The following is a 22,513-nucleotide window of genomic DNA, read 5'->3' on the forward strand; positions in this document are numbered from 1 at the left end:
CATTCCCCATTCCCCATTCCCCATTCCCCTTTTTATGGATTTGAAGTCTCTCGTTCGTGACATTCCAGATTTTCCCAAACCCGGAATTTTATTTCGGGATATTACTACATTACTGCGCGATCCAGAGGGATTACGCTATACTATTGACTTTTTAACACAAAAATGCAACGAAGCTGAAATAAAACCAGATTATGTAATTGGTATAGAGTCAAGAGGATTTATTTTTGGCTCACCTCTGGCTTATCAATTAGGGGCTGGTTTTATTCCCATCCGCAAAAGAGGTAAGTTACCAGCCGCAGTTCACTCAATTGAATATGACCTAGAGTATGGTACTGACTGTCTGGAACTGCATCAAGATGCTTTACATGAAAGTAGTCGAGTTTTGATTGTGGACGATTTGATTGCCACGGGTGGAACTGCGACTGCAACAGCAAAGTTAGTGCAGAAGATTGGCTGCGAATTAGTAGGATTTGGGTTTATTATCGAGCTACGGGATTTAGAAGGGCGTAAATATTTGCCGGACGTGCCGATTATCTCTCTAATTGAATATTAGTTATTTGTCATTGGTCATTAGTCATTGGTCATTAGCAAAGGGCAAATAACAAATAACAAAGGACAAAGGACAAAGGACAAATGACATCTACGAGAATTTCCTTGGAGACAGGTAGGGATTGGCTAGTCAGGCTAATCACGAGCGAAACTTTTATTTATGTAGCAAAGCGGGTATTGCAGGCACTACTAACTCTGTTTTTGGCATCAGCATTGTCGTTTTTCATTATTCAACTCGCTCCAGGGGATTATGTAGATACGCTGCGGCAAAACCCGAAGATATCTCCAGAAAGAATTGAGGAAATTAAGCGGCAGTTTGGTCTTGATAAGTCTTGGCCAGAGCAATTTTGGCTATGGCTATGGCGAATCTTGACAAAAGGAGATTTTGGCACGAGTTTTATTTATCAACGTTCAGTGGCATCGCTGTTGTGGGAAAGAGTACCAGCTACTTTGCTATTAGCGATCGCATCTTTAATTGTCACATGGGCGATCGCCATCCCTCTAGGGATTTTTGCTGCTGTTAACCAAAATAAGCTATCAGATCGGCTTTTACAGGTGATTAGCTATGCCGGACAAGGCTTTCCCAGTTTCATCACGGCCTTGGCACTGCTGGTTTTAGCCCAAATCACCTCGCCCTTATTCCCAGTGGGTAGTATGACTAGCATCAATCACTCAGAATTAACGTGGTTTGGCAAAATCTTAGATGTCGGCTGGCACATGATTTTACCTACGATTGCCCTCTCAATTACTAGTTTTGCTGGTTTACAACGCATCACTCGCGGCGAATTATTGGATGTGCTGCGTCAAGATTATATCCAAACGGCTCGTGCCAAAGGTCTGCCAGAAAACCGTGTTATCTACGTTCATGCACTTCGTAACGCTGTAAATCCTTTGATTACCTTATTGGGTTTTGAATTAGCTGGTTTATTAAATGGTGCTTTCATTGCCGAATTTTTCTTCAACTGGCCCGGTTTAGGGAGGTTGACTTTACAGGCTTTACAAGCTCAAGATTTATATTTATTAATGGCAAGCTTGGTAATGGGCGCAGTCTTGCTGATTGCTGGTAATTTAATCGCCGATTTGATGTTAAAAGCTGCCGATCCACGCATTCGCCTAGAAAATCTCAATTAGTCATTTGTCATTTGTCATTGGTTAAATCCTACTCTCCCCATCCCCATCTCCATGCTGTCCGAAGTCTATTACTTGGTGCGCTCAAAAACTGACGGTAATTATCTCATAGCTCGTCCTGACACCGAAACATCAGGTTATTTATTGCTGTTTCAGGAAAACTTTGATGCCCTTAGCTATCTCAACACCCACGCAGCAGAACTAGCCAATCGCTTCTCTGTGGAATCTATTCCGCGTACACAGTTGGGAAACTTGCTCAAACGTTGGGGTTTTAGCGGTGTGGGTATTGTGACTGACCCGTTATTGCCAAAGGTTGAGTTTTTGCAGCACAGCTAAAAATTGCTAATAGTAAGCAATTACGGCAATTATGCGAACTTATGTTAAGTAAATAAGGAGGCGATCGCGCAAGTAAAATTAGGCAATATTGGTGAGTTCAACTCATCACCATTGAACAACGTAGCAACTAACTTTAAACTCGCTTGTTCGCGTCGATAAACTTCCACCTGCTGCTTACGCCAATCTACAATCCAATATTCTCTAACACCTCTTGCTGAGTAAAGCTTTAGTTTAAGTTCCCTATCTCGCTTTTCATTCTCAATACCAGCAGATAGCACCTCTACTACCAGTTCTGGCGCACCAGTCAAATGCCCCGCCTCGTCTAAAAGCAGGGGCAATATCTCATTGCTAGCCCACACAACATCAGGAATCACATTATCATTATCGCCAAAAATTATGCCTGGAGCAGGTACGACTTGTCCCAACAAAGTAGCTTGTGACCAGGTATCCAATGGAGTAATAATTCTGACACAGACTTTTTGATGATTCCAGTGAGGCGCTATGGTAACAAACAATTCTCCGTCAATAATTTCATAGCGGTTTCCGTTATCTGGAAACAACTCTAAATCGGCGGTAGTCCAGCGCACTCTCTCAGATATTGGCTGGTTCATAAACCATATTTGTTAGGGGATTTACCTATTTTATCTTGAGCGGGCATTGAGATTAGGGCAGAGGCGACAGGTGACAGGTGATAGGGAATAACCTGTACCCTGTAACTGTACCCTATTCCCTTCTTCTATTCCTACACCACTACCTTTTCTAAACTCAACTTAGAACGCTTCACTTGCTCAGGAATCGCCACGGGATAATCTCCAGTAAAGCAGGCAGAGCAGAAACTATTGGTGTCTTCTCGTGTCGCTTCTAGCATTCCTTCCCAACTGAGATAGGCGAGGCTGTCTACTTCCAGTTGCTTGGCAATTTCCGCTACTGACTTGGTAGCAGCAATTAGCTGATCCTGAGAATCGGTATCAATGCCATAGAAGCAGGGGTGAGTTACTGGTGGGGAAGAGATTCGCATGTGTACTTCCACTGCACCCGCTTCACGCAAGGTTTTGACTAGTTTACGGCTGGTAGTACCACGAACAATGGAGTCATCAACAATAATTACTCGTTTACCCGCCAGCACATCTTTAAGCGGGTTAAGTTTCATGCGGATACCTGACTCGCGCATGGTTTGTGTTGGCTGAATAAAGGTTCGTCCAACATAGCGATTTTTAATCAGTCCTTCGGCGTAGGCTACACCAGAAGCTTGGGAAAATCCGATCGCAGCAGGGATACCAGAATCAGGAACACCAAAGACAATATCGGCATCGACACAAGATTCTTTAGCTAGTTGATGTCCTAGGCGCATCCGATAGCTGTACAAACTCTCGTTGTGCATAATGCTATCAGGACGGGCAAAGTAAATCATCTCGAAGATACACAATTTCCTTTGGGGCTGTTGACTCCAATGATAGGAAGCTAAACCTTCTTCAGTAATCCAAACTAATTCGCCTGGTTCTACATCTCGCAGGTATTCGGCTCCAATGATGTCTAAACCACAAGTCTCGGATGCTAAAACGTAACGAACTGGATTACCTGCTAAAGTCCCAATTACTAGGGGACGAATACCATTAGTGTCACGGACACCCATAACACCGTTAGGAGTGCCAATAACTAAACTAAAGGCTCCTTCACAACGGTGAAATGCTTGAATTGAACCCTCTAGCCAATCTGCACCAGCATTGATTGCTTCTGCGATCGCAAAAGCAATCATTTCTGAGTCTGTTGTAGTGACTAAGTTGTATTTTTTCTCAAGCAACTCTTGACGTAGTTGCACTGTATTGACTAAATTACCATTGTGTGCAAGAGCTAATGAACCTAAGCGAGTTTCCAGGACTGCGGGTTGGGCATTAACTTTGCGGCTAGAACCTGTGGTGGAATAGCGAGTGTGACCAACAGCAAGGCTACCAGGCAATTGATCCAAGATGGTTTCATTAAAAACTTGAGATACCAAGCCCATATCTTTGTGGAGATGGACTTTTGTACCTTCAAAGGTGGCAATCCCAGCTGATTCTTGACCCCGATGCTGGAGGGCGTACAATCCAAAGTAGGTCAGTTTAGCAACGTTTTCTCCTGGTGCGTAGATGCCAAAAACACCACAAGCTTCTTCTGGCTTGTCAGGCTGATTTTCATGACTATTGATTGGGTTGTTGGTAGGGTCGGGGTATTCATCCGAAGTGACAGAATGAATAGAGATCATGCTAGCTTTGCTCCTGGTGGGGGGGGTCAAGTCACTGGGATTATGTCTATAGATAGTTGTTGATTTCTTAATAAATCTTTAACCATCTATTAAAACAGTACCGTAATTATGCTCAGAGACGCTAATAGTTCTGAGTGATTAGTGCTGATTTCTGAGTGAAGTCTAAATACTCAGGACTCAGAAATAGTGGTTTGGTTGGCGATACGCCTAGCGATCGCATGGAAATAGCGATCGTTCATATCTTCGATCGTAACTTTGATTAAGGTTTGGTTATCAGTGGTGAAAACCCCCAAACCGATGTGAGAATTATCGACTATACCGAGTTTTTGCCATTCTTGACCCAGATGTTCCTGTAAGTATGATTCCCAAATTTCTTGTTGTTCTGATGCTATAGAGACTAAAATTCTGGCACCACCTTCGGCAAACAGTACCTCATCGACACGGTTTAACTGCGTTGTTGCTATTTCTAAATTGATTTCGGCACCAAGGTTTCCAGCAATACAACATTCGGCAAGTGCGATCGCCACTCCCCCTTCAGCAGAATCATGGGCTGAACGTATCCAACCATTACGGATTCCTTCCCGACAAACTTTTTGGACGCGGCGTTCCAAGTCAAAATCTACCTGTGGCGGTTTTCCGGCAACAGTATTGTGGATAGTAGCTAAATACTCGGATGCTCCCAAACTGATTTTGGATGCCAGAGGCAATCCGAGAAGATAAATCACATCACCTGATGCTTGCCAACCTTGTCCACAAATTTTGGTGATATCGGGAATCAACCCTACCATCCCCACTACAGGAGTGGGATAAATAGGTTGTGGGATGCCTTGAGAATCTAGGGTTTCATTGTATAAAGAGACATTTCCGCCTGTGACTGGTGTCGCCAATTCTCGACAACCTTCTGCCAAACCGCGACAAGCTTCTGCTAATTGCCAATAACCAATCGGTTTTTCTGGAGAGCCAAAATTTAGGTTATCCGTCACCGCCAGAGGTTCTGCACCCACACAGCTAAGATTACGTGCAGCTTCTGCCACCACTGCCTTAGCTCCCTCGTAGGGGTCAAGATAAACATAACGAGGATTGCAATCTACTGTTGCAGCCACCCCTAATTTGAGATTTGGGATTTTAGATTTGAGATTGGGAATTTCTTCAAGAGGGCGCAACCGGATAACAGCTGCATCAGCGCCACCGGGGAGTATGACTGTATTATTTTGTACTTGATGGTCATATTGACGATATACCCAGTTTTTAGATGCGATCGTGGGTGTATCGAGCAAAGTTAACAGAATATCATTCCAACTTTGCACACCTCCTTGGAGTTCTATGCCAGCAGTTGTGCAAGCAGGTAAAGAATCAGGAGTCCATTCCCAAGCTTGACGAGCATATTCTGGCGGTTCTGCCAGCAATTCACGGTTATATAGTGGGGTATTTTCCGCCAAAGCCTCGGCGGGAATTTCTGCTGCTACTCCACCCTGAAAGAGAATCCGCACAATGGGTTCAGCGATGACAGTACCAGCGACAACGGCTTGAAGTCCCCAACGATGGAAAATGTCGATTAATTCTTGCTCACGCCCTTTATGGGCAACAAATAGCATTCTTTCTTGAGATTCCGAAAGCAAATATTCATAAGGAACCATCCCCGTTTCTCTTGCAGGAATTTTATCTAAATCTAGTTCAATTCCTACTCCACCTTTTGCCGCCATCTCCGAGGTAGAACAGGTGATTCCAGCTGCTCCCATATCTTGGGCGGCGACAACTGCACCCGTTTTAAACGCTTCTAGACAAGCTTCAATTAACGACTTTTCCAAAAATGGATCGCCTACTTGCACAGCAGGGCGATCGTCTATTGACTGATCGCTCAATTCTGCACTGGCAAAACTTGCGCCTCCCATACCATCGCGCCCAGTGGTAGAACCAACATACAGCACGGGGTTTCCTAAGCCAGATGCCCCAGATTTAACGATTTCCTGGGTTTCCATTAATCCTAGTGCCATAACATTCACTAGGGGATTACCAGAATAAGCTGGGTCAAAGTAAACTTCGCCGCCAACTGTGGGTACTCCTACACAATTACCATAGTGTGAAATCCCAGCCACTACACCTTGAAACAACCTTTGAGTTTTGGTATCTTCTAGAGAACCGAAACGCAGGGAATTTAATAGAGCAATAGGACGCGCACCCATTGTAAAAATATCTCTAAGAATACCGCCTACTCCCGTTGCTGCACCTTGAAATGGTTCTACAGCTGATGGGTGGTTGTGAGATTCAATCTTAAAAGCTAGTTGGAGTCCGTCACCCAAATCTACAACACCAGCATTTTCACCAGGCCCTACGAGGATGCGGGGCCCCTCAGTAGGAAATTGTTTGAGTAGAGGCCGAGAATTTTTGTAACAGCAATGCTCTGACCACATTACCCCGAACATTCCCAGTTCAGCTTTGTTGGGATGACGGCCTAACCGACGGACAATTTCTGCGTATTCTTCTGGTTTAAGACCTTCAGCAGCGATTTCTTGAGGGGAAAAAAAAGCAGGAGATGTGGCGGTCATGGAAATTATGCACCAATTGTACAGAGCATTATTCTATCGATTTACTTGCCCTGTAGGTGCATTTATTAGCATAGTTTATAACTATATGACGCTCAAGATTTAAAAAAATAAATAAATTTACTTAAAGATCCATATTTTTGTACACCTAAAGATAGATTGTATTTAACGCTAAATCACTGGTAAATATACTGGTAAGAGTGAAGTAATAAAATTTATCCCCTTGTAATATACATAGGTCATTGCCAGATTATAGAAATGGCTATCAGCCTGTCAGATGCGCCACTAGTTGAATGCAGAAAAAATAGGATGCGATGCGATCGCAAGTTTTAATGCCCTGTAATCTCAATTATCTCGTTGGCTGGCATTTCATTCGCTTGAAGTGACTCATACAACAGCGAACTCAATAACTGAACTAAGTGGCTTTTGAAGAAAGGATTCTGGGAATTTATTTTTTGAGAAACTACTCATTCCAATTAGTAAATTGACCGCACTAAAATTTAATAGCGAGGATTTTGATCATGCCTAAACTTACCGTTCCACCCAATTTCATCGGCACCCCCGGTTCTGACACTCTGATGGGAGAACAGTTAAATGCATCTCCAGCAATAGGTATTGATATTTTAACTGGAGGTTTCATTTGTACGCGCTCAGGGAATGACACCGTTCGGGGCACAGGTACTGGTCGCATCGGCGACATCGGCGGCTCCATTGAGGGTGGGAATGCCAATGGCATCGCTAACCGTGGCAGTCTGAATACAGGAAATGGAAAAGACGCGATCGCAGGCATCGGTAATGGTGGCAACGGCGGCAACGGCAACACCGATACCAGCACCGGTAAAGGCAACGGCGGAACTGGGACTGGCATGAGCAATAGTAGCAAGATTAATGCAGGGAACAGAAATGACACGATCAGCGGCACTGGTACTGGCGGCAACGGTGGCTTCGGCGGCTTCTCCGGTGGCAATGGCTTAGGCGGCGCTAATGGCGGTACTGGAACCGGTATTGCTAACAGTGGCAGTCTAAATACAGGGAACGGAAACGACATGATCGTTGGTACAGGTGCTGGTGATATCGGCGGCACTGGCGGTCCCTCCTCTGGCGACGGCGGTATTGGAATCGGTATTGCTAACAGTGGTAGTCTGAATAGCGGAGACGGAGAAGACACGATCGTCGGTACAGCTATCGGCGGTATCGGGGCAGAGGGCTTTCCTAATACTGGCGACGGCGGTACTGCAACCGGCATCGTTAACACTGGTAGTCTGAATGGAGGGAACGGAAAAGACATGATCGCTGGTATCGGTACTGGCGGTATGGGTGGCGACAAGTTTTTCTTCGGTGAGGGCGGTACTGGAACAGGCATCGCTAATAGTGGTAGTCTGAATGCAGGTAACGAAAAAGACACTATCACTGGTACTGGTACTGGTGGTAATGGTGGGGCTAGCATAGATGGCCTTACTGAGAGCGCCGGTGGCAAAGGCGGTACTGGAATTGGGATTGCCAATACTGGCAAACTGGATACCGAAAACGGAGAGGACACAATTATCGGTACCGGCATTGGCGGCAAAGGCGGTATCGCTCCTGCTGGGATCGGCGATGTAGGTACTGGAACTGGCATTCAAAACACTAAAGACGGCACCATCACTACAGAGTGGGGCAATGACAAGATTACTGGTGATGGCAACAGTTCTGGAACAAACTCCACCGCCTATGGCATCGTCAATGATGGAATAATTGATACTGGCAATGGTTCTGACAAGCTTACCGGACAGGCGACAGCAACAATTGGTGGTACTGCCTATGGTATTTATGGAGAAGGAATCATCAAGACTGGCAACGGCAACGACCAAATTATCGCTACCAGCATCCTAGATGGAGTTCAACAGAAAGTCACCATCGGTGGCGGAATCAACATTGCTCTAGGCGCTGGGAATGACTACTTGAAAGGATTTGGTGCTGCAACTGTTGATGGCGGAGATGGTTTTGACACCCTCGATCTCAGCGCTTTCAATCGCTCTGAACTCTTTGTATCTGGGGTTATTTCGGGCAATACCCTTAATGCCACTATCACTTTCAACAGCAATGGAAACTCCATTATCTTGTCTACGACGGGCTTTGAGAAATTTATCTTTGCAGATAGCTCTTTCTGCTACAGCAGTTTAGCAAACGGGGCATAGGTTTGGGAATTCCTCCGTCTGGTGTTTTACCTTGTAAGTGTCTAATCGGTGTTATTTGCTTTTAAGCTGACAAATTATCTACTAGCGTATATATTCTTAGTTCCAAATTTGCATAGATTTACTAAGACTCAGAGATTATTCGGGTGTATGCAGTTTAGCTGTAACAATCAAGTGACGAGAATCACACATATCTATGATTATGATCGTCTCTCTGCGATCGCTAACTAGGCATAATTAATGACAACTGAACTCTAGCCGAGTCATTAATAGGGAACACACTTAATTGCCGACAGCCTTAACCAAGGACTGTCGGTTTTTTATGTCTGTATATCCTTCATCCTTTGAGAAATGCCCCATAACTATTACTTAAATAAATTTCCCCACAACTGGTTGGTAACTTGACAGATATTTTGCCACAGCCACTACCAATTGTGGGGAGGGTATGATCAAATTCGGTATCTTATCCCTATCGAGTGCTAATGTCTTGCACTCACTCTACTAGACCGGAAGTATACTCCTAGAACCAACACACACTTTGTATTAAGACATCGCTTGAATGATGTAATCAAAGTAGGGTGCTGCTTCAGCAGCGTCTTCCGCACTCAATAAGCCAAGAGAAGCTGTTTTGAGGGAATTGATCGCTTCTACCATTCCAGGCACGGGAACGCCCAATGAATTGTACATTTCCCGCACACCAATCAAACCGATTTTTTCAATCGGCTCTTTGTCGCCAGCAAGCACACCATAAGTAATTAGACGTAAGTACCAGCCAAAGTCACGGATACATAGAGAGCGTTGGCGCTCTCCGTAAGCATTACCTCCGGGGGAGATAAAGTCAGGACGCTTCTGCCAAAGTTGTTTGGTTGCTTCTTGAACTATCTTTTTTTCGTTTTCGGCTAAGGTAGCCGCAATCCGCGTCCGTTGTACGCCGGTTTGCAAAAAGTCTTTGATATTTTTAAGTTCGCCACTGCTGGGATAACGCAGTTCGTCGTCGGCTTTGAGAATAACTTGGCTAATTACAGTCATGATGATTGAAATCACCTGAAATATTATCTGTTAGTTTAGCGAGTCGGAGGTACACAAGTGAAGAGATAGGAGCTACTTATGTATTGAATTGAAACTTTTGGGGAATGGGGAGTGGGATGTGGGGAGTGGGGAAGCAGGGGGAGAATTCGTAACTCCTAACTCTTCACGGGCTAAACGCCCCGCTACCGCTAACGGAACTGTTTGGCCCAATGCCCCATGCCCAATAACAAATGACAAATGACTAATGACAAATGACTAATGACTAAAATAATTTGGCAACAGGGTGAATTAATTGAAGTGACGATCACTAACCTGAGTGATACAGGTGATGGGGTGGGACGCGCTGATGAGCGTGTAGTGTTTGTCCCAGATACTGTACCGGGCGATCGCGCCATTATCCGCTTGGTTCATGTTAAACCAAAATACGCCCACGGGAAGCTCCACGAGCTATTAGAGCCATCCTCCCACCGTATAAGACCCAATTGTATTGTGGCGGACAAATGCGGTGGTTGCCAGTGGCAGCATATTAATTATGACTACCAGCTAGTAGCCAAGCAAAATCAAGTTATCCAAGCTTTAGAACGCATTGGCGGTTTTGTCCAACCACCGGTAAATCCGGTACTCGCCGCCCCTTCTGCTTTAGGCTACCGTAATAAATCTACATATCCTTTGGGTACATCGGCAACAGGACAGGTACAAGCTGGTTACTACCAAAAAGGTAGTCACCAATTAATTAACTTAAATCAATGTCCAGTCCAAGATGCGCGATTAAATCCCTTACTTGCCGAAGTTAAGCAAGATATTCAACGACAAGGTTGGCAAATTTATGACGAACAGCGCCATCAGGGAAAAATTCGCCATCTGGGTTTACGCATTGGCCGACACACTGGAGAAATGTTGTTGACTTTGGTGGTAAAAGACTGGAATTTATCAGGAATTGAAACCCAAGCCCAGGAATGGTTAAAGCGTTATCCGCAGTTAGTGGGAGTGTCACTCAATCGCAATGGCGATCGCACAAATGCTATATTTGGATTAGAAACTCGTTGCATCGCTGGAGTCCCCCACCTGCGTGAAAACTTTGCTGGACTGGAATTTCAAGTACGCCCAGATACATTTTTCCAAGTGTATACAGAAACAGCAGAGGCACTATTGCAGATAATTCAATCAGAACTCAATCTTCAAGGGCATGAGTTGCTGGTTGATGCCTACTGTGGTATTGGCACTTTAACTTTACCCCTCGCCAAAAAAGTACGGATTGCTACAGGATTAGAAGTGCAACCAGCAGCAGTAGAACAAGCTATTTTGAATGCCCACCGCAACGGAATTGATAATGTGACCTTCCAAGTCGGGGCAGTAGAGAAATTACTTCCTAAAATGGGCACAATACCAGAAGTAGTAATACTCGATCCGCCACGTAAGGGGTGCGATCGCGCTGTCATCGACACTTTACGGCAACTGAAACCATCTCGGATAGTTTACGTCAGCTGTAAGGTATCTACCCTCGCCCGTGACTTGAAATTGCTTTGTGAAGATGGGCAATATACCATCACACGGGTACAACCTGCTGATTTTTTTCCTCAAACTGCTCATGTTGAAGCTGCCGCATTTCTTGTGCTATCACATTTGCACAAGGATAGTAATTCCTTTACAAAAACTGAAATTTGAAAATTTTAGTCTAGTGCATACTAAAGATGCTAAAATTGAATTAAGCTGAAAATAAAAATTACTTTTCGTTTAAATAAATTCAAGTTGCATAGGTTCTTATAAATATGAATTGGATTGTGTAAATGACAAATCGGCAATTAACTAGAGTATCCCAATACTCGGTCAAATTACTAGCATCTTTTTAAGTTGCTAACATCATTATCAAAACTATTGCAGCCGTTATATATCCAAACAATCTCAACTCATACTATAGGGCTAATGCTCCCTAGCATTTTCAAAATTTAGTTTTAAAGACGCAAGTTTGAAGGCAGCATGACCACCTCAAGTTTTATCAGGGTGCCTGTAATAGCAAACTGATGTCTAGCTAACTGAAAGCTATGGGGTTTCTCTTGTGATTACAATTTCACTCCGTCCAGTTGCACGTTATTGGGGCACTATTAGTTTTGCCTCAACCCTCTACCTTTGTCCAATCTTAGATTTACTGTTGGCAGAAATTCCAGCCAAATTACAAGCAGAACTGCGGCTAGGGCTTCAAGAAGCCCTAGTAAATGCAGCTAAACATGGCAATAATCTTGACCCAAGTAAAACAGTTGTAGTCCGTTTTTCCTTAATTGATAATCAATATTGGTGGATAATATCAGACCAGGGTAGTGGCTTTACTCCTTCATCTACTATTGAAGAAGAGCCAACAGACTATTTACCACCAGATGAATCAGAAAGTGGTCGTGGTTTATGTCTTCTCCACCAAATTTTTGATCAGGTTGAGTGGAACCGCAAAGGCACAGAATTAAGGCTTTGTAAACAAATGGAAACTCGCCGGGGACTATCTCTGCGACGATAAAAGGGGAGTGGGAAAAGTTATTAATTGATTGTTTTTTACTAACTATTCCCTATTCTTTATTTCCCATGAGGGAGTAGGGAATTGTGAGTTGGGAATGGGGAAAGTTATTAGTTGATTAATTTTCATTCCCCATTCCCCATTCTCTACTTGCCGTGAGTTGGACAGGGAGGGGCCGAGATGGAGCGATCTAACCAACCAATTGCCTGTTCTAATCTAGCTTGAGCTTCTTGTGGCTGATTCTTTAAAAGATACACAATTGCTGCTGCCACTTGTTCATTAGCGCGGGAATTGCGGTTAGACTTGAGGCGATGCCAATCGTTAGGGGAAATACTCAGTCTTTCCATGAGAGCTTGAGCTAGTTCCAGAGTACTAAGTTCATTCAGTTGACTGGTTTTCGGCAGCTGGGTAGATTGGGACATAACTATTGGCACATTTGCATTTACTTCTACTTTACTACTTGTAAATGAAGCCGCCAAAACAATCACAGTCGTCAGCAGAAAATCAAGAACCAGATTTTGAACAAGAACTAGAGGAAGTAGAGCGATCGCTCCTATCCTTAAAAGAGCGTTACGATCAAGTGCAACGCGATCGCCAACAACAGGCACAATGGCAACAGCGCCGCGATCAACTAAAGCACAATAAATCTCAGACACCAGAAATCAAAGCAGAGTTACGGCACATTCAACAGCAGTTGGAAAGGCTAGAAGTGAACTTAGAAAGCCAGTTATTTTCTTGGCGTAGCCTGAAAAAACCTTTCTGGCAAGTCGTCCGCTTTGGTGGAATGGGCGTTATCATAGGCTGGATATTAAAGTCTTATGCTGGGTAAATATGGTAAATCGACGGATTGCAGAAATATTGCGAAGTGGCCAACCTGATGAGTCCCTCCAAGTGCAAGGCTGGGTGCGGACGAAGCGCGAGTCCAAAGGGTTTGCTTTTATTGAAGTCAATGACGGCTCATCACTAGCTAATTTGCAAGTCGTCATTAATCAGGATTTGCTGGATTACGAAGCTATATTGAAAAAATTGAATACGGGTGCTGCTGTTGAGGCTACAGGGGTACTGGTGGCTTCCCTTGGTAAAGGACAACGGATTGAGTTAAAAGCCGAGTCTGTGAAAGTTTACGGCGAAGCTGATCCCGATACATATCCCCTGCAAAAGAAACGTCATTCCTTTGAGTTTCTGCGAACCATTGGACATTTGCGATCGCGGACTAATTCTTTTGGTGCAGTTTTCCGCGTCAGAAATGCTTGTTCGGCAGCAATTCACCAATTTTTCCAAGAAAGAGGCTTTTTATGGGTACACACCCCTATCATCACCGCTAGCGATTGTGAAGGCGCAGGTGAACTGTTTAGCGTTACCAGTTTAGATTTAAAGAATATTCCCCGCACAGAAAACCAAGCAGTAGATTACAGCCAAGACTTTTTTGCGAAACCCACATATTTAACAGTTAGCGGCCAGTTGGAAGCGGAAGTCATGGCAATGGCGTTTAGTAACGTCTACACCTTTGGCCCTACCTTCCGTGCAGAAAATTCCAACACCTCGCGCCACCTAGCAGAATTTTGGATGGTTGAGCCAGAAATGGCTTTTTGTGACTTAGAAGGCGATATGGATTTGGCTGAGGCGTTTCTCAAACACATTTTTAAATATGTGTTAGAAACCTGCCCAGAAGATATGGAATTTTTCAATGAACGCATTGATAAATCTGTGTTGGCGACAGCCGAAAATATTATTAATAATCAGTTTGAACGCTTAACTTATACAGAAGCCATCAAAGTTTTAGAAAAAGCTGATGTTAAATTTGAATATCCTGTGAGTTGGGGTTTAGATTTACAATCAGAACACGAACGCTACCTAGCTGAACAACAGTTTAAAAAGCCAGTAATTGTTACAGATTATCCAGCGCAAATCAAAGCTTTTTATATGCGCTTGAACGACGATGAAAAAACCGTCCGCGCAATGGATATTCTCGCACCCAAAATTGGCGAGATTGTCGGTGGCTCCCAACGTGAAGAACGCCTAGAGGTTTTAGAACGCCGCGTGTTAGCGCAAGGATTAAAGCCAGAAGATTTGTGGTGGTATCTTGATTTACGTCGTTATGGAACTGTTCCCCACGCTGGTTTCGGCCTGGGTTTTGAACGACTCGTGCAATTTATGACGGGTATGGGAAATATCCGCGATGTGATTCCTTTTCCGCGTACACCACAAAGTGCTGAATTTTAGTTTAAATTGTAAGCCTGGCCATTTATAATCCAATACAGTTCCGATAAAACCAAAATACTTGTAGAGACGTGGATTTATCGCGTCTCAAAACCCACGATTTTGTACAAGTAGCACTTAGAACCGTATTGATTTATAATCGCCAGGTTTTTAAATTTTGGGGCTCAACAAAAATCCAGTTAAAAACATTTATCATCAACCTACAAGACCAAACAATTGGTAAAATCCGGCAAAAGACCAGAATTTTAGGGAGAGTAGTTATTGGATGAAAAAGCCTCTACTGTAAAAGGTGAAGTTGTAGTGGAGAAAATTAAGCGATCGCTCCTAGTTTGGAGAGTTCCTCCATCTACAACTGGCAAAGTTATATTAACTTTGCGGATTTACATTTAACTTGTAGAGACGGGCAATTTCGCCTCTCTATCAATTGTTAGACGTGTTAGGCGTTTTAACCTGACGTGCCATGTCTAGGTAAGCACTCATATTCGCACCTGGACGGCGACGACCATTAGAGCTAGTAGTCGAAGGAGCAAGATATTTAGGTGCAAAGGTGGTTTCAGCAGGTGTTTTTGGGCTAACGGTGGCGGCTGCTTTAGCGGGTTCAGCTTTGACAGCTTTACCATTCTGAGATGCTTCTACTTTGGTCTTTGTCGCAGTTGTGGTTGCTTTAGCAGTTTGAGGTTCAGGACTCTTTGCAGCCGGAGATACTGCTGGTGCCGCAGCCTTTTTACCGTTTGATGGTGCTGGTTTCGGTTGACTGGTTGCTTCGTCCAGTTCTAAAAAGTAACCATTGCTTTGTTTTTTACCAGGTAACAACCCAGTCACGAAACCAAGAATCCCAGTCACGAAACCGAGAATCCCTGAAATTAACTTTTTGATAAAATCCATTACAATTACTCCTGCCTTGTATATTTGGAACTCGACCGTAATTGTTAAAAATTACGAAAAAATGTAACATTTTCTGCTTTGGTGTCAACTCGTTCTGGTGACAACCCTTATAGATTTGTGCTTAATCAACATTGTAGTAAAACTATAGGGCAAATGTTCTTTATGCAAGCACTTGCGACCTTCATACACCGAGAACTAATTATTAAATTTTACTGTAACTAAGAGCAAGATTCTGAAAGCAAGCTTTATAAAAATTAACACTTCTTCGTTTGAAAATTATTGATTGGAAAAAAGCAAGCAGTTTACTTTTAACCAGTGGGAGGAGTGTCATAGATTGTTGGCAGATAGCAACGGCACTCAGTTACATTTTGTACAGACTTCATTCAGCCAGATTTTAGAGATGAATACTGAAAATCAGCAGCGCAATCCTGTGTTATTGGTACACGGCATTGACGATACGGGGGCAGTTTTTCATAAAATGGCAGGTTACTTAGGATTGCAGGGGTGGCCTGTATATTCTCTTGATCTGTTTCCTAATAATGGTGATGTGGGTCTTGATGAATTGGCAGGGCAGCTAACCGATTATGTTACAGCCACCTTTGCACCAGAACAAGGGCTAGATTTAGTAGGCTTCAGCATGGGAGGGATTGTCAGCCGTTACTATATCCAGCGACTGGGAGGAATTAACCGTATTCAGAGATTTATTACGATCTCTTCACCCCATAATGGAACTGTGGTTGCTTATGGTTCCCAGCGTCCTGGTTGCGTGCAAATGCGCCCCGACAGCATTTTTCTCAAGGATTTAAATTCTGATGCTGTAATATTGGAGCAATTAGATTTTACTTCGATCTGGACACCTTATGATTTGATGATTGTCCCAGCGAATAGTTCACAAATGCCCGTAGGAAGCGAAGTAATAGTACCAGTTGCCCTACACCCTTGGATGCTAACAGATCCAAGGAGTTTAGCAGCAGTAAAAGCAGCTTTAACAAAGCCTATTAAGCTGCCCTTCCTGAAAAAAGCATCCAATTAGTAGCCAAGATACTTACCACCCTGAATCTATTCATCTTTAATTACGAATTACGAATTACGAATTACGAATTACGAATTACTTAAGTTCTATCCCCAATTTGCGTATGTTCGTAACTCCCAAAAATCGCTTCTGGGTGACGATAGTACTTGAATTCCATAAGGTTATAAAAAGGATCTTCTAAAAAGAAAGTGCGATGTTCAAGAAGAGAACCGACAAAGCGATTTTTGGTTTCTTCGCGAAAAAGTAGCTGTTGTTGTTGTGCCCTTTCTAGTAAGTCTTGCCAGTCACGTTCTTGGGTAAAAATTAGTCCAAAGTGTCTGGGATATATACTGTGTTGTGGTATTAAGGGTTCTTTTGTTACGTGAGCTACTAGTTGATGACCATAGAGATTTAGAATCAGCGCATGATGGTTTTCACGACCAGGAATACAGCCCAATCCATCCACGTAATATGCTTTTGTTTGGGCAATGTCACTCACAGGGAAAGCAAGATGGAATAAAGTTTGGCTCATAGCTTTTGGAAAAGATATTAGTAGTTGATGCTATCTATAATTTATTCTGTTAAGTTTTGATTGTCGTCAACTTGAACACAGTTTTAGCTGACAATAATTTATATCCTTGATCTTTATAACTAAAACTAGGAACTGAGTACCATTCAGTCACTGCAACTTGTGGCTAAAGACTTCGCCCTATATTTACATAATTTACACTTAATTCTTTAGGTGACTCCTTTATCTTGTGCAGGTATACTAATTTATGTTTGCCTGGGCCGACACTCAGTAACGGAGATTTCCAAGCTGACAACTTTATGATAGATGGTGTGTTGAAAACTTAATGCACCATAATAAAGTGCTTTGGATCAGTTACTAGAAGAGTCCACTCAACTAAACAAAATTTTTGCATTTTGTTTAATCGACCTCCTTTAATAAATATTGCAGTCTATATGTAAAACGTTGTTTGTAGTTTTACACTCAGCTTTGAGGGTGATGGGATGCAATTTAGTTAACAATACAAACATATTACTTTAACTGGAGAGGTTTCAGGAACTAAGCACTAAGCATGACAAATTCGTTATTCTGTTCATGTTAAGACAAAATTACTCATGATTAATTGCTGATGTCATCCTTAATTGATTCTGTTAATCCCTGGTTGGTGGCAGTAGTATTAAACACAATTCTATTGGGTTTAGCTTGGATTGCCCCGAAAAAGCTACTTACGCCTGCTGGATCATTTCATGCGTGGTTTCTGGCCATCCTAATTTGGGTAACTCTAGGCTGGCAAGGATATACAGTAGTAATGTTCTATTTTCTGGTTGGTTCTGGTGTTACCCGCATCGGTATGGCGCAGAAAGAGGCTGAAGGAATTGCCGAAAAGCGTTCTGGGGCAAGGGGCCCGGAGAATGTCTGGGGTTCAGCTTTGACCGGGGCGCTGTGTGCCTTGGGAGTAGGGATAATAAATTCGGGATTTCTTGTACCTAGTTCCCAATCTTTAGTTCCCAATCTCCAGTCTCTATTATTACTAGGTTATGTAGCAAGTTTCAGTACCAAACTGGCTGACACTACTGCAAGTGAAGTTGGTAAAGCGTATGGTAAAAGCACCTTTCTAATTACCACACTCAAACCGGTGACTCGCGGTACAGAAGGAGCGGTCAGCTTGGAGGGGACTTTAGCTGGTATTGTGGCTTCTGTAGCGATCGCATTTGTTGGTTGGGGAGTTGGTTTAATCGATCTATTAGGAGTCGCTTGGTGTGTACTGGCAGCATTTATTGCCACTAACTTAGAAAGTGTGATTGGGGCAACATTGCAATCTAAGTATACCTGGCTGACCAATGAGGTAGTAAATATTTTTAATACATTAATCGGTGCGATCGCGGCTGTGCTACTTTCCTGGACATGGATAAATATCATTAAGTAGATCGAGCATTGGGAATTGGGAATTGGGCATTAGGTAAAACGAAACGGTTCCTCTTGTGCGAGTTCTGAATAAAGAAGTGAGATTCTCCACTCAGCACTAAGAAAGGTCTAAACGCCCCGCTACTGCTAACAGCACTCAATACCCAATACTCATGAGGGACAGTGGTAGGAAATAAGCAATCTGCTTTACTACTGCACTACCTCTGAAATTTTCAATCCTGTTTTGTCCCCGCTAGACTGTAAACATAATCATGGAAAAAATTATTGTATTGAGTAGCTATATAATTTTTTGACTGTTTAGATGTAATTAGTTCATGGAATCTTTATCATTGTTATTCATCAACGACCAGATGATCTCTATATGATTTAATTTAAAAGTCCTATAAGTGTTTAACCATTTTCACATAATTAATTCATGGAATCTTTATCATTTTTGACAATTAATGACCAAATAATTTCTATTGAGGAAGCTGTAAAATACCTGCAAGCCTCTGGAAAATTGGGGCAGTTCATTGGGGATATTCTCCGCCAGCACGTAATTGAGCAAGAAATCCGAACACGAGACGATATTGAAATTGGTACAGCAATAACCGAACAGTCCATTATTGACTTTAGACTGAAAAATCAACTGACTGACCCCCAAAGTTTTCAAGAATGGTTAAAAACCAATAACACAGATTACGCCGCATTTCACACATCAGTTACTTTTGGTTACAAGTTAGAAAAGCTGAAAGCTGTAGTCACGGAACCAAAAATCCAAGAATATTTTATTGAACGCAAAATCTTTTTGGATCGGGTGGTACTTTCTCGGATAGTTGTTAATAATCGAGAATTGGCAGACGAACTACAAACCCAAATTGAAGAAGGAGGTAGTTTTGAGCAACTAGCTAAAGAGTATTCACTTTCAGATGACCGAATTGTGAACGGCATGATGGGAATAGTCAGCCGAGGAAGTATGCCGGATATATTACGGGCAGCTATTGATGTGGCAAGTCCTGGACAATTAATAGGACCAATAGAAATCGTTGGCAAAGACTCTCCCCAAGGAGAAGGACCTTATGGTTTGTTTCGAGTAGAACAATTTCTGCCAGCGTCTTTAGAAGATACTCAACTCAAGCAAGCACTACAAAATGAGTTATTTGAGAAATGGCTAGCAGAGAAAATTCAAAAACTGACAGTCAAGCTACAAGTGAGTTAAAAATTCTGGATAATGAATCTTTACGATTAAAAGTGCTAGCTTCTTTGCCTTGGAATCAGCCGCCGCTATGCTGGCTGACTCCCGAACAACAATCCCAATTGGAAAATGAGTGTCAAACTCGTCAGTATCGTTTGGGAGAAAAAATTTGGTCTAACGATGTGGGTCGTTACCAATTCTTAATTGTGGCTGGAAAAGTTCGCTTACGAGAAGAGGGAGTTGGCAAACCTTTGGCAGCCCTAGAAGTGGGGGATTGGTTTGGTGATTTACAAAAGTTGTCTGCGGATTTTAAAGCTGTAGCTGCTAGCAAAGAAGTAGTAGTAGTGTGTTGGGATACAGCCCTGTGGACAGAATTTTCTAACCCACAAATTCAGGAATTTTGGCAAGTCTTACCAGTGGATATGGAGGGAGAAAGAGAAACATTTTCCTTCTCTTCCACTCCTTCAGTAAGATCAGTCTCAGATGGAACTTCCAGCCCTCACAGCCTCCAACCCCAAAAACGACTCCCAGCCGCGAATTTAATCATCTCAAATTATCCATTTGTTGCTAGCTGGAACACTGCGGCTGCTTGTTTAACAATGGTGGCGCAACAGCTAGAAAACTCTGTGCAACTGGAATGGGTGCAACGTCAACTCAGAGGACAACGCCCAAAACAGGTTGTGGAAGCAGGAGAAAAGTTAGGGTTAGTGTTGCGGCGGTTACAAGTGAGTTGGGGTGAGTTGCGACAACTGTCATTTCCAGTTTTACTATTGTGGAATTCTGACTCACCCCAGAGTCCATCCTGGGTGGTAGCTTATGGAGTTAAGGGCGATCGCTTAATTATCGCTAACCCTCTAAATCCCGATCGCATTTGTGAAAGCTTACCGCAATCAATCGTTGAGGCATCGTGGGATGGACGATTGTGGCAAGTAGAACTGATATCTAAACAAGAAACATTTAATCTCAGTTGGTTTACCCCAGCAGTTTGGAAGTATAAGGGATTACTAACAGAAGTATTATTAGCATCTTTTACCTTGCAGCTTTTGGGGTTAACAACACCACTAATTACGCAAGTAGTTATTGATAAAGTGATGGTGCAGGGGAGTTTGCCGACTCTTGATGTTATGGCGATCGCACTTCTTTGTGTAGCCATATTTGAGTCCGTACTTGGCATTCTGCGCCTATTCATCTTTACTCATACAGCCCGTCGTCTGGATTTAAGTTTATCAGCACAGCTATTTCGCCATCTGATGCGCCTGCCTTTGGCTTATTTTGAGTCGCGGCGCGTCGGAGACACAGTAGCACGAGTCCAGGAACTCGAACAAATTCGTCAGTTTCTCACAGGTACAGCATTAACTGTGATTCTGGATAGCATCTTTGCTGTGGTGTACCTAGCATTGATGTTTTACTACAACGTCCCACTCACCTTTGTGGCTTTAGCAGTACTGCCACTGTTTGCAACTTTGACGATAGTTGCAACACCAATTCTGCGTAACTGGCTCAACGAAACTTTTAACCGGAGTGCCGATAGTCAATCCTTTCTAGTAGAGACAATCACGGGGATTCATTCCGTTAAAGCCCATGCAGCAGAACCAGTAGCCCGCGATCGCTGGGAAGGCTTATTTGCTCGCTTCATCCGCACAGGTTTTAAAGCCTCTACCACCTCCAATATCAGCAGCAACATTGGTGACTTCCTCACCAATTTTTCCACCATGCTGATTCTCTGGTTTGGAGCCAAATTAGTCATTGAACAAAAGCTCACAATTGGACAACTAGTTGCCTTTCAAATGCTATCTGGCAGAGTCACGGGTCCACTTTTGCGTTTAGTACAGTTATGGCAAACCCTCCAACAAGTGCTACTTTCTGTAGATCGCATTGGTGATATTCTCAACGTCTCCCCAGAAGCTGAACTAGGAACTGGTCTAGTGTTACCACCTCTGAAAGGACAAGTCACCTTCGAGCAAGTATTTTTCCGCTACCGACCGAACTTTGAAGCAATTCTGCGGGGAATCTCTTTCAATGCTGAACCAGGGCAATTTGTTGGCATTGTCGGACGTAGCGGTTCTGGTAAAAGTACCTTGTCTAAACTATTGCAACGCCTCTATCAAATTGAATCAGGACGCATCCTCATTGATGGTTTTGATATAAAAAGTGCCGATTTAGCCTCACTACGGCAACAAGTTAGTGTAGTTCTCCAAGAAGACTTTTTATTCAACGGTTCCATTTTGGAAAATATCACTCTCGGTACTCCCGACATTACCGCAGAACAAGTGGTAGAGGCGGCAAGACTAGCAGTAGCACACGACTTCATCAGTCAATTACCCTACGGTTACGAAACCAATGTGGGTGAACGCGGTACAGCTTTATCTGGCGGACAAAGACAACGTATTGCCCTTGCAAGGTTATTTCTTTCCCAAGCGCCGATTTTAGTTTTGGATGAAGCTACCAGTGCTTTGGATAGTGAAACCGAACAACAAGTACTACAAAACCTGCAAAAAGTTTCCGCTAACCGCACTGTGTTTCTGATTGCTCACCGCTTTGCCCCTCTCAAACGCGCTGATTTGATTTTGGTATTAGAACAAGGCGTGATTGCCGAACGTGGTACTCACTCAGAGTTATTACAACAAAAGGGTTTGTATTGGTCACTATATCAACGGCAGCAAGCAAACATTTAGTAGCTTTAACAAGCTGTTAACTTGTGCTTATTTGATTCCTGAAAAGCAGCTTAAATATAGTCTTTGGCGAATGGAGTTATACTTCATTCGCCTTTTAAATTGCTTAAGTA

At 43.2% G+C, this 22,513-nt stretch carries 20 protein-coding genes; 13 read left to right on the plus strand and 7 right to left on the minus strand.

Annotation, left to right across the window (positions count from 1 at the left end; genetic code table 11):
* The first annotated feature begins 34 nt into the window (after positions 1–34).
* The 3 genes from G1O98_RS05885 to G1O98_RS05895 all read left to right on the plus strand — a co-directional run bounded on the left by G1O98_RS05885 (position 35) and on the right by G1O98_RS05895 (position 2,013).
* Positions 35–553: an adenine phosphoribosyltransferase gene (locus tag G1O98_RS05885; RefSeq protein WP_163927715.1), complete on the plus strand. Its 519-nt coding sequence runs from the start codon at positions 35–37 to the stop codon at positions 551–553.
* Positions 554–633: 80 nt separating this feature from the next.
* Positions 634–1,680 (plus strand): ABC transporter permease, encoded by a 1,047-nt coding sequence (locus G1O98_RS05890; protein ID WP_163927716.1) that lies wholly within the window; start codon positions 634–636, stop codon positions 1,678–1,680.
* Positions 1,681–1,731: 51 nt separating this feature from the next.
* Positions 1,732–2,013 carry a hypothetical protein gene (locus G1O98_RS05895; RefSeq protein WP_163927717.1) on the plus strand — a complete coding sequence of 94 codons (282 nt, stop codon included), beginning with the start codon at positions 1,732–1,734 and terminating at the stop codon, positions 2,011–2,013.
* 44 nt (positions 2,014–2,057) lie between these two features.
* Here G1O98_RS05895 and G1O98_RS05900 read toward each other — a convergent pair whose 3' ends face one another.
* The 3 genes from G1O98_RS05900 to purL all read right to left on the minus strand — a co-directional run bounded on the left by G1O98_RS05900 (position 2,058) and on the right by purL (position 6,801).
* The gene (locus tag G1O98_RS05900) at positions 2,058–2,624 is read right to left on the minus strand and encodes a Uma2 family endonuclease (RefSeq protein WP_163927718.1); all 567 of its coding nucleotides are present in this window, start codon (positions 2,622–2,624) and stop codon (positions 2,058–2,060) included.
* Between the two features lie 131 nt (positions 2,625–2,755).
* Positions 2,756–4,255, minus strand: coding sequence for an amidophosphoribosyltransferase (gene purF, locus G1O98_RS05905; protein WP_163927719.1), 1,500 nt, complete (start codon positions 4,253–4,255; stop codon positions 2,756–2,758).
* 170 nt (positions 4,256–4,425) lie between these two features.
* Complete coding sequence (gene purL / locus G1O98_RS05910; protein WP_163927720.1) at positions 4,426–6,801, minus strand: phosphoribosylformylglycinamidine synthase subunit PurL; 2,376 nt, start codon at positions 6,799–6,801, stop codon at positions 4,426–4,428.
* A 518-nt stretch (positions 6,802–7,319) separates the two neighbouring features.
* Between purL and G1O98_RS05915 the strand changes: the two genes are divergently transcribed.
* Positions 7,320–8,975, plus strand: a complete 1,656-nt coding sequence (locus G1O98_RS05915) for a hypothetical protein (RefSeq protein ID WP_163927721.1) — start codon at positions 7,320–7,322, stop codon at positions 8,973–8,975.
* Between the two features lie 540 nt (positions 8,976–9,515).
* Here the strand turns inward: G1O98_RS05915 and apcD are convergent.
* Positions 9,516–10,001: an allophycocyanin subunit alpha-B gene (apcD, locus tag G1O98_RS05920; protein WP_012407637.1), complete on the minus strand. Its 486-nt coding sequence runs from the start codon at positions 9,999–10,001 to the stop codon at positions 9,516–9,518.
* A gap of 258 nt (positions 10,002–10,259) precedes the next feature.
* On the opposite strand from apcD, the gene rlmD reads away from it, so the two are divergent.
* Entirely contained in the window at positions 10,260–11,666 is a 1,407-nt protein-coding gene (gene rlmD, locus G1O98_RS05925; protein ID WP_163927722.1) for a 23S rRNA (uracil(1939)-C(5))-methyltransferase RlmD, read from the plus strand.
* A gap of 391 nt (positions 11,667–12,057) precedes the next feature.
* Positions 12,058–12,507: an anti-sigma regulatory factor gene (locus G1O98_RS05930; RefSeq protein ID WP_012407635.1), complete on the plus strand. Its 450-nt coding sequence runs from the start codon at positions 12,058–12,060 to the stop codon at positions 12,505–12,507.
* Between the two features lie 143 nt (positions 12,508–12,650).
* Here G1O98_RS05930 and G1O98_RS05935 read toward each other — a convergent pair whose 3' ends face one another.
* The gene (locus tag G1O98_RS05935; protein ID WP_041565907.1) at positions 12,651–12,926 is read right to left on the minus strand and encodes a DUF6439 family protein; all 276 of its coding nucleotides are present in this window, start codon (positions 12,924–12,926) and stop codon (positions 12,651–12,653) included.
* 44 nt (positions 12,927–12,970) lie between these two features.
* On the opposite strand from G1O98_RS05935, the gene G1O98_RS05940 reads away from it, so the two are divergent.
* From G1O98_RS05940 to G1O98_RS05950, 3 genes are all read left to right on the plus strand, one after another.
* Complete coding sequence (locus G1O98_RS05940) at positions 12,971–13,333, plus strand: hypothetical protein (protein WP_163927723.1); 363 nt, start codon at positions 12,971–12,973, stop codon at positions 13,331–13,333.
* Positions 13,334–13,335: 2 nt separating this feature from the next.
* Positions 13,336–14,727, plus strand: a complete 1,392-nt coding sequence (gene asnS, locus G1O98_RS05945) for an asparagine--tRNA ligase (RefSeq protein ID WP_163927724.1) — start codon at positions 13,336–13,338, stop codon at positions 14,725–14,727.
* 258 nt (positions 14,728–14,985) lie between these two features.
* Positions 14,986–15,114, plus strand: a complete 129-nt coding sequence (locus G1O98_RS05950; RefSeq protein WP_163927725.1) for a hypothetical protein — start codon at positions 14,986–14,988, stop codon at positions 15,112–15,114.
* Between the two features lie 30 nt (positions 15,115–15,144).
* On the opposite strand, the gene G1O98_RS05955 is transcribed toward G1O98_RS05950, so the two are convergent.
* The gene (locus G1O98_RS05955; protein ID WP_163927726.1) at positions 15,145–15,609 is read right to left on the minus strand and encodes a hypothetical protein; all 465 of its coding nucleotides are present in this window, start codon (positions 15,607–15,609) and stop codon (positions 15,145–15,147) included.
* A 400-nt stretch (positions 15,610–16,009) separates the two neighbouring features.
* On the opposite strand from G1O98_RS05955, the gene G1O98_RS05960 reads away from it, so the two are divergent.
* Positions 16,010–16,642 (plus strand): triacylglycerol lipase, encoded by a 633-nt coding sequence (locus G1O98_RS05960; RefSeq protein ID WP_163927758.1) that lies wholly within the window; start codon positions 16,010–16,012, stop codon positions 16,640–16,642.
* A gap of 79 nt (positions 16,643–16,721) precedes the next feature.
* Here the strand turns inward: G1O98_RS05960 and G1O98_RS05965 are convergent, their stop codons facing one another.
* On the minus strand, positions 16,722–17,153 hold the full coding sequence (locus G1O98_RS05965; protein ID WP_163927727.1) for a VOC family protein: 432 nt from the start codon (positions 17,151–17,153) through the stop codon (positions 16,722–16,724).
* Positions 17,154–17,757: 604 nt separating this feature from the next.
* Here G1O98_RS05965 and G1O98_RS05970 point away from each other — a divergent pair.
* The 3 genes from G1O98_RS05970 to G1O98_RS05980 all read left to right on the plus strand — a co-directional run bounded on the left by G1O98_RS05970 (position 17,758) and on the right by G1O98_RS05980 (position 22,403).
* Positions 17,758–18,555 carry a TIGR00297 family protein gene (locus tag G1O98_RS05970; protein ID WP_163927728.1) on the plus strand — a complete coding sequence of 266 codons (798 nt, stop codon included), beginning with the start codon at positions 17,758–17,760 and terminating at the stop codon, positions 18,553–18,555.
* A 414-nt stretch (positions 18,556–18,969) separates the two neighbouring features.
* On the plus strand, positions 18,970–19,752 hold the full coding sequence (locus tag G1O98_RS05975) for a peptidylprolyl isomerase (RefSeq protein ID WP_163927729.1): 783 nt from the start codon (positions 18,970–18,972) through the stop codon (positions 19,750–19,752).
* Positions 19,701–22,403: a type I secretion system permease/ATPase gene (locus G1O98_RS05980; protein WP_163927730.1), complete on the plus strand. Its 2,703-nt coding sequence runs from the start codon at positions 19,701–19,703 to the stop codon at positions 22,401–22,403. Before G1O98_RS05975 ends, G1O98_RS05980 begins: the two co-directional genes overlap by 52 nt.
* Positions 22,404–22,513 lie beyond the last annotated feature (110 nt).

The sequence above is a fragment of the Nostoc sp. UIC 10630 genome (genome assembly GCF_010747425.1).
Lineage (GTDB): Bacteria > Cyanobacteriota > Cyanobacteriia > Cyanobacteriales > Nostocaceae > Nostoc.

Coding starts and splice junctions, on each gene's coding strand:
- G1O98_RS05885 (WP_163927715.1), top strand. CDS start 35: ATGGATTTGAAGTCTCTCGTTCGTGACATTCCAGATTTTCCCAAACCC.
- G1O98_RS05890 (WP_163927716.1), top strand. CDS start 634: ATGACATCTACGAGAATTTCCTTGGAGACAGGTAGGGATTGGCTAGTC.
- G1O98_RS05895 (WP_163927717.1), top strand. CDS start 1,732: ATGCTGTCCGAAGTCTATTACTTGGTGCGCTCAAAAACTGACGGTAAT.
- G1O98_RS05900 (WP_163927718.1), bottom strand. CDS start 2,624: ATGAACCAGCCAATATCTGAGAGAGTGCGCTGGACTACCGCCGATTTA.
- purF (WP_163927719.1), bottom strand. CDS start 4,255: ATGATCTCTATTCATTCTGTCACTTCGGATGAATACCCCGACCCTACC.
- purL (WP_163927720.1), bottom strand. CDS start 6,801: ATGACCGCCACATCTCCTGCTTTTTTTTCCCCTCAAGAAATCGCTGCT.
- G1O98_RS05915 (WP_163927721.1), top strand. CDS start 7,320: ATGCCTAAACTTACCGTTCCACCCAATTTCATCGGCACCCCCGGTTCT.
- apcD (WP_012407637.1), bottom strand. CDS start 10,001: ATGACTGTAATTAGCCAAGTTATTCTCAAAGCCGACGACGAACTGCGT.
- rlmD (WP_163927722.1), top strand. CDS start 10,260: ATGACTAAAATAATTTGGCAACAGGGTGAATTAATTGAAGTGACGATC.
- G1O98_RS05935 (WP_041565907.1), bottom strand. CDS start 12,926: ATGTCCCAATCTACCCAGCTGCCGAAAACCAGTCAACTGAATGAACTT.
- G1O98_RS05940 (WP_163927723.1), top strand. CDS start 12,971: ATGAAGCCGCCAAAACAATCACAGTCGTCAGCAGAAAATCAAGAACCA.
- asnS (WP_163927724.1), top strand. CDS start 13,336: ATGGTAAATCGACGGATTGCAGAAATATTGCGAAGTGGCCAACCTGAT.
- G1O98_RS05955 (WP_163927726.1), bottom strand. CDS start 15,609: ATGGATTTTATCAAAAAGTTAATTTCAGGGATTCTCGGTTTCGTGACT.
- G1O98_RS05960 (WP_163927758.1), top strand. CDS start 16,010: ATGAATACTGAAAATCAGCAGCGCAATCCTGTGTTATTGGTACACGGC.
- G1O98_RS05965 (WP_163927727.1), bottom strand. CDS start 17,153: ATGAGCCAAACTTTATTCCATCTTGCTTTCCCTGTGAGTGACATTGCC.
- G1O98_RS05970 (WP_163927728.1), top strand. CDS start 17,758: ATGTCATCCTTAATTGATTCTGTTAATCCCTGGTTGGTGGCAGTAGTA.
- G1O98_RS05975 (WP_163927729.1), top strand. CDS start 18,970: ATGGAATCTTTATCATTTTTGACAATTAATGACCAAATAATTTCTATT.
- G1O98_RS05980 (WP_163927730.1), top strand. CDS start 19,701: ATGGCTAGCAGAGAAAATTCAAAAACTGACAGTCAAGCTACAAGTGAG.